Consider the following 17,693-nt stretch of genomic DNA (forward strand, 5'->3'; position numbering starts at 1 on the left):
GGCACGGGCGCTATCGGGATCTTCGAACAAGGTTCGCCTGACCTGCGCCAGCAGGGCGTGGACAACAGCGTGTACTCCTTCTGGCGGAGCCACTCGGAAAAAAGATCCCGCAGCGAGGAAACCGCTGAGGTTCCGCCACCCGGCCCACTACGCAGGCCAAGATCAAACCAAGGGGTCGAGGGCTGCTTCGGTGGCGGCTTCGGGGCCCTGTTCGAGCAGGATTCGGAAGCCGGTCTCGTCCAGCACGGGGACCTTGAGCTGCACGGCCTTGTCGTACTTGGATCCGGGTGAGTCGCCGACGACCACGAACGCGGTCTTCTTCGACACCGAACCGGCGGCGCGGCCGCCGCGGGCCATGATGAACTCCTTGGCCTCGTCCCGGGAGTACGTCTCCAGCGAACCGGTGACCACGATGGACAGACCGGTGAGCGTGCGCGGCACCGACTCGTCCTGCTCGTCGGCCATCCGCACCCCTGCCGCGCGCCACTTGCGCACCACTTCGCGGTGCCACTGCACTTCGAACCACTCGCGGACCGCGGAGGCGATGGTCGGGCCGACGCCGTCCACGGCCGCGATGTCCTCCTCCGCCGCGTCCTCGATGCGCTCCAGCGAACCGAACTCCCGCGCCAGGGCTTGCGCGGCGGTCGGGCCGACGTGCCGGATGGACAGCGCCACCAGCACCCGCCACAGCGGTTTCTCCTTGGCCGCGGCCAGGTTCTTGAGCAGCTTCGCGCCGTTCGCGGAGAGGTTGCCCTCCTTGGTGCGGAACAGCTCCGTCTCCAGCAGCTGCCCCTCGTCGAGGTCGAACACGTCGCCCTCGTCCACCAGCACCCCGGACGACAGCAGCGCGACCGCCGACTCGTAGCCCATCGCCTCGATGTCGAAGGCGCCGCGACCGGCGAGGTGGAACAGACGCTCCCGCAGCTGCGCCGGGCAGGAGCGGGAGTTCGGGCAGCGGATGTCGACGTCGCCCTCCTTCTGCCGGGACAGCGGGGAACCGCACTCCGGGCATTCGGAGGGCATCACGAACTCGCGCTCAGCACCGTCGCGGACGTCCACGACCGGGCCGAGCACCTCCGGGATCACGTCCCCGGCCTTGCGGATCACGACGCGGTCGCCGATGAGCACGCCCTTGCGCCGCACCTCGTCGGAGTTGTGCAGGGTGGCCATGGAGACGGTGGACCCGGCGACCTTCACCGGTTCCATCTCCGCGTACGGCGTGACGCGGCCGGTGCGCCCCACGTTGACCTTGATGTCGCGCAGCGTCGTGGTCGCCTGCTCCGGCGGGTACTTGTAGGCGATGGACCAGCGCGGCGCGCGGGAGGTCGTGCCGAGCCTGCGCTGCAGCGAGACCTCGTCGACCTTCACCACGACGCCGTCGATCTCGTGCTCGGCGGTGTCCCGGTTCTCCCCCCAGTACCGGATGTGCTCGACGATCTCGTCCGCGTGGGACAGCACGCGGGTGTGCCGGGACACCGGCAGGCCCCACGCCTTGAGCGCGGCGTAGGACTCCGATTGGCGGGCCGGTTCGAAGCCCTCCCGCTTGCCCAGGCCGTGGCAGATCAACCGCAGCGGGCGCCTGCGGGTCACCCGCGGGTCCTTCTGCCGCAGCGATCCGGCGGCGGCGTTGCGCGGGTTCGCGAACGGCGACTTGCCCGCCTCCACCAGCGCGGCGTTGAGCTCGGCGAACTCCTCCACCCGGAAGAACACCTCGCCGCGCACCTCCACCAGCTTCGGCACCGGGTACTCGTCGCTGCCGTGCAGTTCGGTGGGCACGTCGCCCATCGTGCGGACGTTGAGCGTCACGTCCTCACCGGTGCGGCCGTCGCCGCGGGTGAGCGCGCGTTCGAGCCTGCCGTCGCGGTAGAGCAGGTTGATGGCCAGCCCGTCGATCTTGAGCTCGCACAGGTAGTGCGCCTCCGAGCCGACTTCGCGCTCGACCCGGTCCACCCAGGCGCGGAACTCCTCGGTGTCGAAGGCGTTGTCCAGGCTGAGCATCCGCTCCAGGTGGTCCACCGCGGTGAACTCGGTGGAGAAGGTGCCGCCGACGACCTGCGTCGGCGAGTCCGGGTCGCGCAGCGCGGGGTGCTCGGATTCGAGGCGCTGGAGTTCGACGAACAGCTCGTCGAACTCGGAGTCGGCGATCGTGGGCGAGTCGAGCACGTAGTAGCGGAACTGGTGCCCGCGCACCTCCTCGGCCAGCTCCGCGTAGCGCTCGCGAACCTCGGCGGGCACGTCCTCCACGCCCTCCGCCTGCTCGACGGCGGGGTCGCCGGGCAGCTCGGCGTCCTCCTCGGGGCGCGCGACCGGCTCCGCCCCGGTCGGGGCGGGCTGGGTCGAAGCGGGCTGGGCGGCGGCGGGGCCGGTCGTCTCGCCGGAGGCCGTACCGGTGCGGTCCTTGCTGGTCACGTCATGAGCCTAACCAGGGCCCCCGACGGCTCGCGCGGATCACCACGCCCTCCGGCGCGGGCAGCACCACCTGATACAGCACGGTCCGGCCCGTATCCGGTGCTCATCCGGCGGACGGTGCTCACCGTGCGCGGTCGGCGCCCGAGGACGAGCCGCCGTGGTCGCCGAGGCGGGTGGAACCGGAGATCACTCGGAGTCGTGCGAGGCGGATCCCGACGAGTCGTCGCGCCCGGAAGCGCCGTCCGATCCCGGCGCGCTGTCCGCGGTGCCCGGCGCGTCCCGGCCGTCCGAGTCACCGGCGCCCACCGATCCGGCGGCGTCCAGCACCTCCGCCGAGCCCGCCGCGTCGCCGGCACCACCGGTCCCGCCGGACTCCGCGGAGTCCGCTCCGCCCGCGGCGTCGAAACCGCGCACCAGCTCGCGGAACTCCAGCAGGCCCATCGCGCCCCGCGGCTCCTGCTCCGCGGTCTCCACCCGGCCGAGCCGGTCGGCCGCGAGCCGCTCGCCGAGCGTGGCGTCCAGCGGCAGGAAGGTCAGCGCGGACTGCGCCGCGGACTCCATGCCCGCGAACCTCGGGTGGTACACGGAGACGTCGACCAGGCCCTCGGCCGCGTCGACCTGGGCGAACACCCGCACGTCGGCCAGCGGGTAGCTCTCGCCGCGCAGGTTCACGGTGACCTGCGTCGGATCCGGCACCGGCGGCACCGAGTCGTGGTATTCGAACAGCGCGTTGCGCTGGGGCGCCGCCGCCAGCCACGCATCGGTGTACGGCCGCACCTGCGGGTCGGCCTGGCCGCTGACGACCAGCGCGTAGACGGCCCGCTCGCCCTGCTCCACGGAGAACGTCAGGTCCGGGTGCAGCGCCGCGACCGCCTCGGCCAGGTCGTGATCGACGCGCTGCGGCATGCCCTCGCCGAGCGCCGCCGCCACTTCGGGCAGCAGTTCGTCCCAGCGCCGCCAGAACTCCTCCGCCCGCTCCCGCGCATCGGCGGTGACGTCGACCTCGTCCCCCACGACGTCGGCCTGGTCGGTGCGGCGGCGGAAGAACTTGAACATGCCCTCATTGTGCCGGTCCCGTCCCGGCCGCCGGGGTCGTTCGGCGAGATCCGGGCGCCCGGCGCGGCCGCGGTCCTCACGCGAGCGCGGCGGTGACCAGGTCGGTGAGGTCGCTGCGTTCGACCCGCAGGCGACCCGCCTCGGCCAGCGCGCCCAGCAGTCCGGTCATCGGATCCCGGTTCGTGGCCTGGCGCAGCACTTCCAGCGCCCGCACCCTGGCGCGGTCCGCGCTGGTCACCGGGCGACGGTGCAGCTCCCACCGCCGCAGGCGCACCACTTCGCCGATGGCCGCGTCGTCGGGTTCGGCGCCGTCCTCCAGCGCGCGCAGCGTCTCGGCGACGACCAGCTGGTCGTGGCCCGCGGTGAGGTCGAGCACGTGGCGCGCCACGCTCGCCGCCGCGCGCCTGCACCGCGCGGGGCCCGCCCGGCGCACCGAGTCGAGCAGCACCGCGGAGTCCGCTTCCAGATCGTCGGCGTGGAACCGGATGCCGACCTGGTCCAGCCCCACCTCGTCGAGCAGCACTTCCGGCGAGGACGGAAGGTCCAGCGGCCAGGACGCGACGGGGTAGGTGGCGAAATCGCCGTCGAACCAGTCCGGCGTCAGCGGCTCACCGGTGATCCGCGCGGCCAGCGCCAGCATCAGGTCGATGGTGCTCGCCCCCGGCTCCCCCGCCGGGTCGAGGCCCGGCCAGGGCAGCCCGGCGCGGATGTCCTCCAGCCCGTCCGGGCGGGTGCCCTGCCGGAATGCGGGCATCAGCGCCTCGAACGCGGTGCGCAGCTCCCCGTCGACGGCGTGCGAGAACTGGGTGAGGGCGTTGACGTTCCAGAAGGCGGAGACGGCCTCGGTGCGGTGGCTGACCCGGCGCAGCACTTCCGCCCTGCTGCCCTGGAATCCGCCGTCCTCGGCGATGAGCGTCCACTCGCCGACGCTGCGCAGGCCGATCACCGGGTACCGGTCCTGGTGCGCGAACGCCTCCTCGCAGTACTCGTCGAAGTCGAGGGTGCGCGCGTGCTCGGTGATCGCGCCGAAGCGCTGCGCGAGCCGATCGAGGTCGGTGCCGCGCACGAAGGTCAGGCACGCCGCGTCCTGGACGGTGCTGCGGTGCACCCATCCGAACCGCTCGACTTCGCCGGTGTTCGACACGTCTGGTTTCTTACCATCGTTGGGGCATTCAGGTGACGTGAACGGGACAAAATGATCATGGAATCCCACGAGGAGTTCCTTGCGGCGACTAGCGTTCCGCCGCTTCGGCGAACACCTCGGTGATCTCCTTGGCCACCGACAGCGCACGCCGCGCCCACTCCGGTGAGGCCCCCGCCAAGCCGCAGGCCGGGCTCACCGCGCTGCGCTCCAGCAGCGCCTTCGGCGCGAATCCCAGCCGTGACGCCAATTCCAGACCCGGGCGGGCCAGCTCCCGCACGTCGGGGCGCCCCTCCGGATCGACTCCGGGCACGAGCCCGAGCACCAGCCGGGTGCCTTCCTCCCACGCCTCACCGAGTTCGTCGGCCAGCGCGCCGGACACCGAGCCGAGCCGGGTCGCGTCCAACGCGACCGCCCCCGCCCCGGCGCCGCGCAGCAGCCGCACCGGCGGGCGGTTCGCGCAGCAGTGCACCAGCACCGGCGCGCCCGACGCCGCGGCCAGCGCCTCGATCACCTCGCCGAGCAGGCTCTGCGCCTCCGGTTCCGGCACGGCCGCCACCCTCCCGTAGCCGGACGGGGTGGGCAGGCTCCCGGCGAGCACCGCGGGCAGCGACGGCTCGTCGAGCTGCACCACCACCGGCGCACCGGTCCGCTGCGCGACCTGCGCGACGTGCGCGCGGAGACCTTCGGTGAGCGACTCCGCGAAGTCCCGCAGCGCGCCGGGATCGGTGAGCACCCGGTGGCCGCGTTCCAGCTCGATGCCGGCCGCGAGCGTCCACGGCCCCGCCGCCTGCACCTTCACCGCGCGCGGCGGGCCCGCCTCGGCGACGGCCTGCTCCACCGCGTCCAGGTCCCAGCGCAGCAGGTCCAGCGCCCGGCGATGGTCCCGGCCCGGCTTGCCCGCGACGCGGTAGCCGGACGGCACGACCTCCACCGCGAGGTCGACGAGCAGCCCGGCGGTGCGGCCCAGCATGTCGGCGCCGACTCCGCGCGCGGGCAGTTCGGGCAACGGCATCAGGTCGGGCAGCTCGCCCAGGACGATGCGGGCGGCCTCGACCGGATCCGTTCCCGGCATCGATCCGAGGGCGGTCACGATGCCGGGGTTCCACGCTGCGTCACTCACTCGTCCATTATCGGCTCCGCCGTAGGACGGAGGGACAGGCGGGATGCGCACTGTAGGTTAGGCTAACCATGCTTACCGCCTTTCGGTGTCACCCGCACGGGCGCACCGGCTCTGCGAAGGAGTACTCCATGCCGCTGTCCCGGACATCCGCGCTCTCCCGTCGCGGACTGCTGCAGGCCGCGACGGCGCTGGCCGCGCTGGGCGTCGCGGGGTGCGCAGGCGGAGCGGGCGGAGCCCGGCCCGAAGGCCCGACTCGCCGCGTCGAGACCCACCAGGGCCCGGTGGACATCCCGGCGAACCCGCAGCGGGTCGTGTGCCTCGACCAGTACGCCACGATCGCGCTGCTCGACGTGGGCATCCGCCCGGCCGCGACCGTCGACGGCCTCGACGATTGGATGCCCGCGCAGCACCTCGACACCTACCGCGCGCTGCCCCGGGTCGGCGGCTACCAGCCCGAGTTCGAACGGGTGCTCGCCGTGCGCCCCGACCTGATCATCGGCAACAGCGCGTTCACCCTCAGCGGCGGCAGCACCTACGAGCAGCTCACCGGGATCGCCCCCACCGTCATCCTGACCTCCCGCGTGTCCGGCGAGTGGCAGGAGATGGCGTTGCGCGCCGCGGACATCGTCAACCGCCCCGAGCCGATGAACCGGCTCCGCGACCGCTACTTGGAGCGCGCGGCGGAGATCCGCAAGACCTACGCCGCCGCGCTGGAACGCACCCGGTTCAACCTGGTGGCCTCGTTCAAGTCCGGCAGCTGGAACCTGTGCCTGCCGGATTCGTGGAGCGGCGTGGTGCTCGCCGAGGCGGGCTGCCGCTTCGGCTCCGCCGCCGAGGGGCGCACCGGCAGCGCCGTGGAGCAGTCCTACGAGCAGCTCGGCGTGCTCAACGACACCGACGTGCTGTTCTACCAGGTCAACCCGGACGGCCAGGTCGACCAGGCAATGCAGGCGCTGCTCGGGCAGGGCTCGTTCCAGAACCTCCCGGCCGTGCGCGAATCCGGCGGAACCCCGTTCAAGAACCTCTACGTCTTCGGCTACGGCCAGGCCCTCGGCGCCCTCGACGAACTAGAAGCGGTCCTGCGAACCCGCTGACCGCCTGCCTGTGATCTCACCGTTCCAGGCGAGCGGCGTTGCCGATCATTGTCCTGTCAGCGGCGAAGCCGCTGAGCAGCGACCACCAGAGCAGAACGACCACCGGCGGGTTCTCAGCGGTTTCCTCGCGAGGACAGCTTTTTTCCTCGTGGCGGAGCCACTTGGAAAAAAGATCCCGCAGCGAGGAAACCGCTGAGGTTCCGCTACCCGGACACCTACGAAGGCCACGAACAAAGACAGGAAAATCAGCGGGTAGCGGAGATCAGGCCGCTGCCCAGGACGAGGTCGCCCTCCGGTTCCGGGCGGTACAGGACGATGGCCTGGCCCGGTGCGACGCCGCTCAGCGGCTCGCTGAGGCGCACCCGCAGGCCGCCGTCGGCGACCTCCGCGACCGCACCGGCGGTGCCGCCGTGCGCCCGCACCTGCACGACGCACTCGGTGGAACCGTCCAATTCCCGTTCCGAAGGCCAGATCGGCCGCTTCGCGTCGATCCCCGTGACCCCGAGCCGATCGGCGGAACCGACCTTCACGGTGCCCGACACGGGCTCCAGCGACAGCACGTAGCGCGGCTTGCCGTCCGGCGCGGGCGCCTCGATGCCGAGGCCCTTGCGCTGCCCGACGGTGAAGCCGTGCACACCCGTGTGCTCGCCGAGCACGGCGCCCGTCTCGGCGTCCACGAGCTGCCCGGGGCTCTGCCCGAGCTTGGACTCCAGGAAGGAGCGGGTGTCGCCGTCGGGGATGAAGCAGATGTCGTGGCTGTCCGGCTTGTTGGCCACTGCCAGATCGCGCCGTTCCGCTTCGGCGCGCACCTCCGACTTGAGCGAGCCGCCCAGCGGGAACATCGAGTGCCGCAGCTGCTCGGCCGTCAGCGAAGCCAGCACGTACGACTGGTCCTTGCCCTCGTCGCGGCTGCGGCGCAGCTCCGGAACGCCGTCCTCGACGACGAGCCGCGCGTAGTGCCCCGTGCAGACGGCGTCGAAGCCGAGCGCCATCGCCTTCTCCAGCAACGCCTCGAACTTGATCTTCTCGTTGCAGGTGAGGCAGGGATTCGGGGTGCGCCCGGCCGCGTACTCGCCGACGAAGGTCTCGATGACCTCCTCGGTGAACCGCTCCGCGAAATCCCACACGTAGAACGGGATTCCGAGGATGTCGGCGGCGCGGCGCGCGTCGCGGGAATCCTCGACGGTGCAGCAGCCGCGGGCACCGGTGCGCAACGTGCCGGGTTTCGCCGACAGCGCCAGGTGCACGCCGGTCACGTCGTGGCCGGCCTCCACCGCGCGGGCGGCGGCGACCGCGGAGTCCACGCCGCCGCTCATCGCAGCCAGTACTCGCACTGCCTCACACCTCCGTCGTGGCGGTCGACGCCGCCGCCGCTCGCCGCAACCCGGTCAGCCCGGCGTTGCGCGCTCGTTCCACCACCGGCCCGATGACCTCGGTCAGCGCCCGCACATCGGCGCCGGTGGAGTCGTGTCCCAAGGAGAATCGCAGGGAGCCGCGCGCCGCCCGCGGCTCGGCCCCCATCGCCAGCAGCACGTGGCTCGGTTCGGCGACCCCGGCGGTGCAGGCCGAACCCGTGGAGCACTCGATGCCCTGCGCGTCGAGCAGCATCAGCAGGCTGTCGCCCTCGCAGCCGGGGAAGGTGAAGTGCGCGTTGCCGGGCAGCCGCGCCGGTGAATCGCCGGTGACCTCCAGCGTCGGATCGCCGTTGAGGATCACGTCGGGCACCGCCGCGCGCACCCCGTCGATGAGCTCGTCGCGCAGCGCCGCCAGCTCCGGCACGTGCCCGGCGCGGCGCCGGACCGCTTCGCGGGTCGCGCTCGCCAGCCCCAGCACACCGGGCACGTCGAGGGTGCCGGAGCGCACTTCGCGCTCCTGGCCACCGCCGTGCAGCACCGGGGTGCACTCCACGTCGCGCGCCAGCAGCAGCACACCCGCACCGTAGGGGCCGCCGACCTTGTGCCCCGTCATCGTCAGCGCGGCCGCACCGGACGCGGCGAAGTCCACCGGCACCGTCTCCACGGCCTGCACCGCATCGGTGTGCAGCGGCACCCCGTAGCGGTCGGCGACGGCGGCGAGCTCCGGGATCGGGTTGACCGTGCCGACCTCGTTGTTCGCCCACATCACGGTGGCCAGCGCCACGTCGTCCGGGTTCGCGCGCAGCGCGTCCTCCAGCACCTCCGGGCGGACCCGGCCGTGCTCGTCAACGGGCAGCCAGGTCACGTCGGCGCCTTCGTGGGCGGCGAGCCATTCCACGGTGTCGAGCACCGCGTGGTGCTCGACCGCCGAAGCCAGCACCCGCCTGCGCGCGGGCTCCTTGCCGCGGCGGGCCCAGAAGATGCCCTTGACCGCGAGGTTGTCGCTCTCGGTGCCGCCACCGGTGAACAGCACCTCGGAAGGCCGGGCGCCGAGCGCGGTGGCGATGCTCTCGCGGGATTCCTCGACGGCGCGGCGCGCGCGGCGGCCCGAGGTGTGCAGGGACGAGGCGTTGCCCAGCCGGGCCAACGCCTCGCTCATCGCCGCGACCGCTTCCGCCCGCATAGGCGTCGTGGCGGCATGGTCGAGATAAGTCATCGCCGTTCCAGGGTAATGCAGGGGGCCGGTGCTGGATGAGCTGCGTTGGTGGTCGGGTGGCGGAACCTCAGTCGGTCTGTCGCTGCGGGATCTTTTTCCCAAGTGGCTCCGCCACGAGGGAAAAAGCTGTCCTCGCGAGAAGAACGCTGAGAACCCGCGGGTGGTCGACTTTTGAACGTGGGCTATTCGCTGCGCGAATCCAGGCACGGCTACGCCGCAAGGCACGGCCTTCGGCCGCCAGGCATGGGTTCGCCGCGAGGCACGCTTGTTCTGCCGGTTCGTTGCCGGGTAGGGCGCAGGGGGTGTTGGTGGGCTGGCTCACGGGTGTTCGGTTGTGGTGTCAGGGGTGGGGTCCGTGCTGCGGAACGCTCGGGCCGCGCCGAGGAGGGCTAGGCAGCCCAGGGCCAGGTTGAGGGCCACCACTCCCGCCGTCGGGGAGTCCGGGGTCGCCAAGGCTGCGACGAGCACTCCGCCCAGGCCCACCAGCAGCGCCTGGCCGAGCATGTCGGAGATCTGCAGGGCGGAGGAGTGGAAGCCGCGCCGGTCCGCCGCCGACAGCGCCAGCACCCGCACCGAGGTGCTCGCCACCCCGATGCCCATGCCGACGCCGCCCACGGACCACAGCAGGAACACCGCCCACGCCGGCCCCCACGCGGGCGCGATCAGCACGAGCCCGACGACCGCGACGGCGACCAGCCCCAGCCCGGCGGCGACGACGTGCTCCCGGCGCACGTCCGGACGACGGCTCTGCCACAACGCGCCCACGGTCCAGCCGAGGGAACCGACGGTCAGCGGAATTCCCGCCGCGGTCGGCGAATAACCGTGCACCACCGAGAGGATCAGCGGCACGAACGCCTGCGCGCTGAAGAACACCCCGGCCAGCAGCCCGCGCGCGAGCACCATCACCGGGATGCCGGGCCGCCCGGTGCCGGTCCCGCGCGGCAGCAGCACCCGCAGCGACGGCACCAGCACGAGCACCGCCACCAGTCCCACCGCCAGCACCGGCAGCGGGGTCCCGCCGGAGGTCTCCGCGCCGGAGATCCGCTGCGCGGCCCAGTTCAACCCGACCGTCCCGGCCGCCGCGCCCACCGCGGCCAGCGGCAACCGGGCCGAACCCGGCGCCGCCGCCTCCTCCGCGGCACCGAGCCGCCGCACCGTCGGCACCAGCAGCGCCGCGCCGACCAGCATCAGCGGGGCCAGCCCGAGGAACACCCAACGCCAGCCGACGTGCTCGGTCAGCGCCCCCGCCACGACCGGGCCGACCAGCGCGGGCACCACCCACGCCGCGGAGAGCGCGCCGAACGCGGCCGGGCGATCCCGCTCCGGGTAGACGCGAGCGATCAGCACGTACAAAGCGACGATCTGCGCACCGGCCCCTAAGCCCTGCAACGCGCGCGCCACCAGCAGCACGGACATGTCCGGGGCGAGACCGGCGAGCACCAGGCCCGCGGCGAACGTCGGCATCGCCACCAGCAGCGGGATAGCCGGGCCGATGCGGTCGGAGAAGCGGCCCGCCACGACGGTGCCGATCGCGCTGGCCGCCATGAAGATCGTGAACGGCCACGAGTACCACTGCTCGGCGTGCCATTCCCGCACGATCGTCGGCAGCGCCGTCCCGATGCCCATCGCCTCGAAGGCGGCGAGCGTGATGACCAGGACCAGACCGAGGGTGAAGTTCCGGCGCCGCGGCCCCCACAGCGCGCTCTCCGAGGTCGCGGGGGTGTGCTGCGTTCCACTGGTTCCGTCGTCGATCGTCACCCGATGAGCCTGCATGCTGCACCCAGGTCCAAGTCCACCCCCCTCCACCGAACGGCGGTGGGTGGTCAGCGGTTCCGCGCGGTCTGCGCAACGCTGGCCACCGCCCGGACCGCACCGCGAAGGAGCAACGACATGGTCGACGCCAGATCAACGCCGTGGAGCGCACCGTCGGGAGCCGCGAGCTCGCCTCCGGCACGGCGCGCGCGGCCACGATGGTGCAGCACTTCGCCGCGCCCATCGACGACGTGTGGGACGCGTGCACGAACCGCGAACGGATCGCCCGCTGGTTCCTGCCGATCACCGGCGACCTGCAGGCCGGGGGCACCTACCAGCTGGAGGGCAACGCGGGCGGCACCGTCGAGCACTGCGACCCGCCGCGCTCGTTCGGCGCCACCTGGGAGTTCGGCGGCGACGTGAGCCGGATCGAGGTGCGGCTGCGCGAAGCCGGTGGCGGGACCCGGTTCGAGCTGGAGCACGTGGCGCACGTGCCCGACGAGGCGTGGGCCGAGTACGGGCCGGGCGCGGTCGGCCTGGGCTGGGACATGGGCCTGCTCGGCCTCGCCGCGCACCTGGGCGAGCAGGAGTCCGGCGTGGGCCCGGACGAGAGCGCGTGGGCGGCCTCACCGGAGGGGGTGCTGTTCATGACGCTGGGCAGCGAGGCCTGGTTCGAGGCGAACGTCGCCGCGGGCACCCCGGAACCCGAGGCGCGCGCCGCCGCGGACCGCACGCTGACTGCCTACACGACCCCTCCGCCGGAGTCCTGATCCGTCACGCGGCGACGTGCCGGAGTTCGACCAGGTGCGGTTCCTCGGGACCGTCGGGCTCGGTGACCGCCGCGACGGCCCGCTCGGCGCGGCGGGCCAGTTCCCGCCGGTCGCCGATAGCCGCCGCGTCGAGCTCCGGCAGCACCGACAGCTCCACCACGAGGCCCCGGACGCGGGCGACGGCCAGCACCGACTCCAGCAGCGTGGCCGCGCCGACGAACGCCGCGGCCGTGGTGGGCGCCCCGGACGCGGTGGTGAACCGCAGCGCCACCGGCCGCACCGCCACGCCCGCGTCCACCGCGGCCTGGAACACCGCCGGGCGGTAGGTGCCGGAGGCGAGCCCGCACCACGTGGTGCCTTCGGGGAAGGCCCCGACGACCGATCCCTCGCGCAACGCGCCGGTGACGGTGCGCACCGCCTCCGGCAGCGCGGACAGGCGGTGCCGGTCGATGTAGAGGGTGCCGACGCGGGCCGCGAGCGGCCCCACGACCGGCCAGGACCGCAGCTCGGTCTTCGCCAGCAGCCGCATCGGCTGCACCGCCATCAGCGCCACCACGTCCAGCCAGGACACGTGGTTGGTGACCACGAGCCCGCCGTCCGCGGACCGCTCGCCGCGCACGACGAACCGCACCCCGAACGCCCGCAGCAACGCCCGGAACCAGGACTTCACCAGCGCGGTGCGCAGCCTCCCGCGCAGCACCGCGAGCACGACCGCCAGCCCCACGCCGAGCAGCATCAGCGCGACCGCGGCGGTGAGCCGCAGCAGCACCCGGTGGGCGCCCGCGCGGCGCAGGCTCCCCGGCTTCGGCAGGCAACCCGGCCCGCACGGCGAGACCGGCGACCACGCGTGGATCATGCCGCCGACCCCAGGAAGAACCGCAGGTAGCGCTGGTCGATCCGGGTGAAGTCGAGCAGCACGAAGAAGTCCGCCACCCCGAAGTCCGGGTCGTGCGCCGGCGGTCCGCACACCCACGCGCCGAGGCGCAGGTAGCCCTTGAGCAGCGCGGGCAGCGGACCGCGGTGGGTGCGTTCGACGCCCTCCGGGTCCCACGGCAAGTAGGGCCGGACTCGGAACTCCTCGGGCGCGAGGTGCTTGGCCGACACGGTGTCCCACACCTTCGCCGCGAGCGGTCCGCCGTCGTGCAGCGGCACCGAGGCGCACCCGGCGAGCCAGGTGTGGCCGTAGAGCAGCATGTAGCGGGCGATGCCGGCCCACACGAGGCTCACGACGCCGCCGCTGCGGTGGTCCCGGTGCACGCAGGAGCGCCCCGTCTCCACCAGCGCGGGCCGCACCGGGGCGAGCGCGCCGAGGTCGAACTCGCTCTCGGAGTACAGCTTCCCGGCGGCGTGCGCGCGTTCCGGGGGGAGCATGCGGTAGGTGCCGACGACCTCGCCGGAGCGGTCGTCGCGCACGATCAGGTGATCGCAGAAGTCGTCGAACGGATCGTTCTCCACCCCCGGCAGGTCACCGTGGACGGTGGCGCCCATCTCCTCGGCGAACACCTGGTAGCGCAGGCGCTGGGCGGCCCGCACTTCGTCGGTGTCCCTGGCCACGAGCAGGGAGTAGTGGGCGGCCTCGGACGAGGAGGATCCTGCTGGCGCGGTGCTGGCAAGCAGCTGCGACTCGGACATGCGTGCAGGTGTATCCCCGCGCGCTGAAAGCGCAGTAGACAGACCGATGACACGCAGCGGGAACTTTCGGTGAATGCCCGGTACCTGATCGATCTCGCCGGTACCGGGACCCCCGGAGGCGACCGTTTTCAGCCGTTTCGCCCGGAAATCGCGGAGCTCGCACCGCGGCTCCGACCGTCCAACGGACGGCGCGCCCCGGAAGTTCCCGAGCCGCGGATCACCCCCGGCGCGCCTGCTTCCCGGTGCGCCGCAGCAGCGCGCTACGTTGCCCGGATGTCACAGCCAGCAGGGGCCGACGAGCCCGACCAGAAACGCGTGGAGCTGTTCACCGACGGCGCGTGCAGCGGGAACCCCGGCCCCGGCGGCTGGGGCGTGGTGCTGCGCTACGGCGACCACGAACGCGAGCTCCACGGCGGCGAGCGCGCCACGACGAACAACAAGATGGAGCTCACCGCCGTCATCGAGGGCTTGGCGGCGCTGACGCGGCCGATGCCGCACGTGCGCGTGTTCAGCGACAGCACCTACGTGCTCAAGGGCATCTCGGAGTGGATGAAGGGCTGGAAGCGCAACGGCTGGAAGACCTCCGCGAAGCAGCCCGTGAAGAACGCGGAGCTGTGGCAGCGGCTCGACGCGGAGGTGCAGCGCCACGGCGAGGTGGAGTGGAACTGGGTCAAGGGCCACAGCGGGCACCCGGAGAACGAGCGCGCCGACAAACTCGCCTGCAAGGGCCGCGACGAATCCCGATCTTGACGGTTCCCCGCTCGATTTCACCGGACCTTCTTTCCGCGCCGCGCATTTCCCGGCCGCCGGGACCGACTCACCCGCGGAATGATCCGGACAATTCGCTTTGATCAACTTCGCGGAATGGGCGGGCTCAGGAACGGGCGAGAACGCTCCCGACCGGTGATCGCCGGAATTCGAGACCGGAACGCGAAAGCGGGCCGCACCCGATGGGTGCGGCCCGCTCCGTCGTGCTCGGGGGACTCAGCCCTTGCGCTTGCCGACCTCTTCGGTCAGCTGCGGCGCGACCTTGAACAGGTCGCCCACGACGCCGTAGTCGGCGATCTCGAAGATCGGCGCCTCGGCGTCCTTGTTGACCGCCACGATCGTCTTCGAGGTCTGCATGCCGGCGCGGTGCTGGATGGCGCCGGAGATCCCGAGGGCGATGTAGAGCTGCGGCGACACGGTCTTGCCGGTCTGCCCGACCTGGAACTGGTGCGGGTAGTAGCCGGAGTCGACGGCGGCGCGCGAGGCACCGACGGCGGCGCCGAGCGAGTCGGCCAGCTTCTCCACCACGTCGAACGACTCGGCCGAACCGACACCGCGGCCACCGGAGACGACCACGGACGCCTCGGTCAGCTCGGGGCGGTCCCCGGCCTCGACCGGCTGCACACCGGTGATCTTCGCGTTCTTCGCCGCGTCGACCGCGGGCACCTCGACGGACTCCTGCGCGCCGGCGCCGGAGGTCGCCTCGGCCTCGATGCTGCCGGGCAGCACGGTCACGATCGGCGTACCGGTGGTGACCTGGGCCTTCGCGTTGTAGGTGCCGCCGAACAGCGAGTGCGAGCCCACGCCGTCGCCGTCGATGTCGACGACCTCGGACAGCAGGCCCGAGCCGAGCCGCACGGCCAGCCGGCCCGCGATCTCCTTGCCGTCGACCGAGCCCGGTACCAGCACCGCGGCCGGCGAGGCCGAGGCGACCAGCGACGCGAGCACGTCCACGGCCGGGGTGACCAGGTACGACGCGGTCTCCGCGGACTCGGCCGCGTAGATCTTCTCCGCACCGTGCGACGCCAGCGCGTCGGTGAGCTTGCCCGCTTCACCGGGCTCGCCGACCACGACGGCCGACGGCTCACCGAGGCGGCGCGCCGCGGTCAGCAGTTCCAGGGTGACCTTCTTGACCTCGCCGCCGGAGTGGTCGACGAGGACCAGAACCTCAGACATGTCTTTATCTCCTCGCGAACCTAGGACTCAGACCAGCTTCTCGGCGGCCAAGAACTCGACGATCTTGGTGCCGCCGTCGCCTTCGTCGTTGACGCGCTGGCCGGCCTGCTTCGGCGGCTTCGGCGCGGACTCGACGACCTTGGACCCGGCGCCCGCCAGGCCGACCTCGGACGCGTCGATGCCGGCGTCGGCCAGCGTCAGCACGGAGACCGGCTTCTTCTTGGCGGCCATGATGCCCTTGAACGACGGGTAGCGCGGCTCGTTGATCTTCTCGGTGACCGACACGACCGCGGGCAGGTTCGCCTCCAGGCCGATGATGCCCGCGTCGGTCTCGCGCTCGATGCTGATCGTCGAGCCGTCGGTGGTGACCTTGCGCGCGTACGTCAGCTGCGCCCATCCGAGCAGCTCGGCCAGCATGGCCGGGACCGCGCCCACGCGACCGTCGGTCGCCTCGTTGCCGGCGAGCACCAGGTCCACGGACTCGACGGTGCCCACGACCTTGGCCAGCGCCTTCGCGGTCGAGACCGCGTCCGAACCGGCGAGCGCCTCGTCGGACAGGTGCACGGCCTTGTCGGCACCCATCGACAGCGCCTTGCGGATGGCGTCGGTGGCACGATCGGGACCCATCGCCACGACGGTCACTTCGCCGCCCTGGGCCTCCTTGATCAGCAGTGCCTCTTCCACCGCACGTTCATTGATCTCATCCAGCACGGCGTCCGCCGACTCGCGGTCGAGCGTGTGGTCGGAGTCTTTGAGCTTGCGCTCGGACCACGTGTCGGGCACCTGCTTCACCAGGACGACGATGTTCATGGGTCCTCTTCGACCTCCTGCGGACTTCACGATGGCTTTGCTTGCGTTTTCGCGCTGATGCGCGGGTTCCGGTCGATGCATTCACATCGCTTCCGGGAAGTTCGACCTTGCCATGACACAGTGTCGGTGACACAGTGACGCCAGCCACCCCGGATGTTACTTGCCGGTAGCCCCTGCGCAACCACGGCTTCCCGTGACGGTACTCACGTCATCGGTACCGTCTTCAATCGCGCCGGAATTCTGGCTCAACGCCTCAGCCCGGCCACGACCTGAAAACTTTTACACGTGACTAGCCTGCACGCCATGAAACACCACGTCGCCATCGTGACGGACTCCACCGCCTCGATCCCCACCGACGTCGCCGAACAGCTGAACATCTGCGTGATCCAGCTGGAGCTCAAAATCGGCGACCAGGAGAACGACGAGCGCCGCGTCCCGCACGCCGAACTCGCGCAGGCGATGCGCGAGGGCACTCCCGTCGAAACGGGACCGCCGCCGCCGCCCGCGTTCTTCTGGAACTACAACGACGCCGCCTCCGCCGGAGCCGAGGCGATCGTGTCCGTGCACATCTCCGAAGGCCTGTCCCAGACCTGCGTGTCGGCCCGCACCGCGGCCGAGGAGGTCAACCTGCCGGTCTACGTCGTCGATTCCCGGCTGTGCGGCCTGGGCATCGGCTTCCCCGTGATCGCCGCCGCCGAGGCCGCGGCCCAGGGGGCGAGCCCGCAGGGCGTGCTGGGAGTGCTGGACCGGCGGCTGCGCAGCACCACGCAGATGATCTACGTGGACACCTTGGAGTACCTGCGCCGCAGCGGCCGGGTGGGCCGCGCGCAGGCCATGTTCGGGCAGGCGCTGTCGATCAAGCCGGTGCTGGTGCTGCGCGAAGGCATCCTGGAACCGCTGGTGAAGGGCCGCGGCCCGGACCGGGCGCTGAAGAAGGCCGTGCGCCAAGCCGTGGCCCGCGCCGGGAACGGCCCGGTCGACATCGGCATCGAGCACTTCCAGTACGGCGACCGCGCCCAGGAGGTAGCCGAGCAGCTGCGCGCCCAGCTCCCGCAGGTCCGCCGCGTCGTCATCGCCGAGACCAGCGCCATCATCGGCGCCCACGCCGGCCCCGGCGCCCTCGGCCTCACCGTCTCCCCCGCCGGATGACGAAGAACCGCGCAGCAGGCCCCAACACCTGCCTTTGATCTTGCAGTTCCAGGGGGACAGCACTGTCGATCATCGTCCTGTCAGCGGCGAAGCCGCTGAGCAGTGACCAGCTTGAGCAAGTCGACCACCAGCGGGTTCTCAGCGGTTTCCTCGCGAGGACAGCTTTTTTCCTCGTGGCGGAGCCACTTGGAAAAAAGATCCCGCAGCGAGGAAACCGCTGAGGTTCCGCCACCCGACCCGCC

The 17,693-nt window shown here is 72.0% G+C and carries 14 protein-coding genes and 1 pseudogene; 4 read left to right on the top strand and 11 right to left on the bottom strand.

The window, feature by feature from the left end; translation table 11 throughout:
- Positions 1-162 precede the first annotated feature (162 nt).
- The 4 genes and pseudogenes from ligA to ACWD38_RS27475 all read right to left on the bottom strand — a co-directional run bounded on the left by ligA (position 163) and on the right by ACWD38_RS27475 (position 5,729).
- On the bottom strand, positions 163-2,280 hold the full coding sequence (gene ligA / locus ACWD38_RS27460) for an NAD-dependent DNA ligase LigA (protein WP_450125223.1): 2,118 nt from the start codon (positions 2,278-2,280) through the stop codon (positions 163-165).
- 510 nt (positions 2,281-2,790) lie between these two features.
- A pseudogene (locus tag ACWD38_RS27465) lies at positions 2,791-3,465 on the bottom strand (hypothetical protein); the annotation flags it as partial.
- A gap of 76 nt (positions 3,466-3,541) precedes the next feature.
- A complete protein-coding gene (locus ACWD38_RS27470; protein WP_450125220.1) occupies positions 3,542-4,609 on the bottom strand; it encodes a DUF6461 domain-containing protein in 1,068 nt (355 codons plus the stop codon).
- 88 nt (positions 4,610-4,697) lie between these two features.
- Positions 4,698-5,729 (bottom strand): methionine synthase, encoded by a 1,032-nt coding sequence (locus ACWD38_RS27475; RefSeq protein ID WP_450125221.1) that lies wholly within the window; start codon positions 5,727-5,729, stop codon positions 4,698-4,700.
- 128 nt (positions 5,730-5,857) lie between these two features.
- On the opposite strand from ACWD38_RS27475, the gene ACWD38_RS27480 reads away from it, so the two are divergent.
- A complete protein-coding gene (locus ACWD38_RS27480) occupies positions 5,858-6,823 on the top strand; it encodes an ABC transporter substrate-binding protein (RefSeq protein ID WP_184481941.1) in 966 nt (321 codons plus the stop codon).
- Positions 6,824-7,068: 245 nt separating this feature from the next.
- On the opposite strand, the gene mnmA is transcribed toward ACWD38_RS27480, so the two are convergent.
- From mnmA to ACWD38_RS27495, 3 genes are all read right to left on the bottom strand, one after another.
- Positions 7,069-8,157, bottom strand: a complete 1,089-nt coding sequence (gene mnmA / locus ACWD38_RS27485) for a tRNA 2-thiouridine(34) synthase MnmA (RefSeq protein WP_184481943.1) — start codon at positions 8,155-8,157, stop codon at positions 7,069-7,071.
- 4 nt (positions 8,158-8,161) lie between these two features.
- A complete protein-coding gene (locus ACWD38_RS27490) occupies positions 8,162-9,394 on the bottom strand; it encodes a cysteine desulfurase family protein (protein WP_184481945.1) in 1,233 nt (410 codons plus the stop codon).
- Positions 9,395-9,712: 318 nt separating this feature from the next.
- On the bottom strand, positions 9,713-11,152 hold the full coding sequence (locus ACWD38_RS27495) for an MFS transporter (protein ID WP_343071555.1): 1,440 nt from the start codon (positions 11,150-11,152) through the stop codon (positions 9,713-9,715).
- A 155-nt stretch (positions 11,153-11,307) separates the two neighbouring features.
- Between ACWD38_RS27495 and ACWD38_RS27500 the strand changes: the two genes are divergently transcribed.
- Positions 11,308-11,916 (top strand): SRPBCC family protein, encoded by a 609-nt coding sequence (locus ACWD38_RS27500; protein WP_343071556.1) that lies wholly within the window; start codon positions 11,308-11,310, stop codon positions 11,914-11,916.
- Positions 11,917-11,920: 4 nt separating this feature from the next.
- Here the strand turns inward: ACWD38_RS27500 and ACWD38_RS27505 are convergent, their stop codons facing one another.
- Positions 11,921-12,772 carry a lysophospholipid acyltransferase family protein gene (locus ACWD38_RS27505; protein ID WP_450125222.1) on the bottom strand — a complete coding sequence of 284 codons (852 nt, stop codon included), beginning with the start codon at positions 12,770-12,772 and terminating at the stop codon, positions 11,921-11,923.
- The gene (locus tag ACWD38_RS27510) at positions 12,769-13,548 is read right to left on the bottom strand and encodes a GNAT family N-acetyltransferase (protein ID WP_184481951.1); all 780 of its coding nucleotides are present in this window, start codon (positions 13,546-13,548) and stop codon (positions 12,769-12,771) included. The genes ACWD38_RS27505 and ACWD38_RS27510 overlap by 4 nt, the downstream gene beginning before the upstream one ends.
- Positions 13,549-13,821: 273 nt before the next feature.
- Between ACWD38_RS27510 and rnhA the strand changes: the two genes are divergently transcribed.
- On the top strand, positions 13,822-14,298 hold the full coding sequence (gene rnhA / locus ACWD38_RS27515; RefSeq protein WP_184481953.1) for a ribonuclease HI: 477 nt from the start codon (positions 13,822-13,824) through the stop codon (positions 14,296-14,298).
- A 234-nt stretch (positions 14,299-14,532) separates the two neighbouring features.
- On the opposite strand, the gene ACWD38_RS27520 is transcribed toward rnhA, so the two are convergent.
- Both ACWD38_RS27520 and ACWD38_RS27525 read right to left on the bottom strand, forming a co-directional pair.
- Positions 14,533-15,492, bottom strand: coding sequence for an electron transfer flavoprotein subunit alpha/FixB family protein (locus ACWD38_RS27520; protein WP_184481955.1), 960 nt, complete (start codon positions 15,490-15,492; stop codon positions 14,533-14,535).
- Between the two features lie 27 nt (positions 15,493-15,519).
- Positions 15,520-16,302, bottom strand: coding sequence for an electron transfer flavoprotein subunit beta/FixA family protein (locus tag ACWD38_RS27525; protein WP_184481957.1), 783 nt, complete (start codon positions 16,300-16,302; stop codon positions 15,520-15,522).
- A 303-nt stretch (positions 16,303-16,605) separates the two neighbouring features.
- Here ACWD38_RS27525 and ACWD38_RS27530 point away from each other — a divergent pair, with 303 nt between their 5' ends.
- A complete protein-coding gene (locus ACWD38_RS27530; protein WP_184481959.1) occupies positions 16,606-17,451 on the top strand; it encodes a DegV family protein in 846 nt (281 codons plus the stop codon).
- Positions 17,452-17,693 lie beyond the last annotated feature (242 nt).

The organism is Saccharopolyspora sp. NPDC002578 (genome assembly GCF_053592695.1).

What these genes read in the sequence shown, in the direction of transcription:
- ACWD38_RS27480 (WP_184481941.1), top strand. Translation starts at nt 5,858, where the DNA reads ATGCCGCTGTCCCGGACATCCGCGCTCTCCCGTCGCGGACTGCTGCAG.
- ACWD38_RS27490 (WP_184481945.1), bottom strand. Translation starts at nt 9,394, where the DNA reads ATGACTTATCTCGACCATGCCGCCACGACGCCTATGCGGGCGGAAGCG.
- ACWD38_RS27505 (WP_450125222.1), bottom strand. Translation starts at nt 12,772, where the DNA reads ATGATCCACGCGTGGTCGCCGGTCTCGCCGTGCGGGCCGGGTTGCCTG.
- ACWD38_RS27510 (WP_184481951.1), bottom strand. Translation starts at nt 13,548, where the DNA reads ATGTCCGAGTCGCAGCTGCTTGCCAGCACCGCGCCAGCAGGATCCTCC.
- rnhA (WP_184481953.1), top strand. Translation starts at nt 13,822, where the DNA reads ATGTCACAGCCAGCAGGGGCCGACGAGCCCGACCAGAAACGCGTGGAG.
- ACWD38_RS27520 (WP_184481955.1), bottom strand. Translation starts at nt 15,492, where the DNA reads ATGTCTGAGGTTCTGGTCCTCGTCGACCACTCCGGCGGCGAGGTCAAG.
- ACWD38_RS27525 (WP_184481957.1), bottom strand. Translation starts at nt 16,302, where the DNA reads ATGAACATCGTCGTCCTGGTGAAGCAGGTGCCCGACACGTGGTCCGAG.
- ACWD38_RS27530 (WP_184481959.1), top strand. Translation starts at nt 16,606, where the DNA reads ATGAAACACCACGTCGCCATCGTGACGGACTCCACCGCCTCGATCCCC.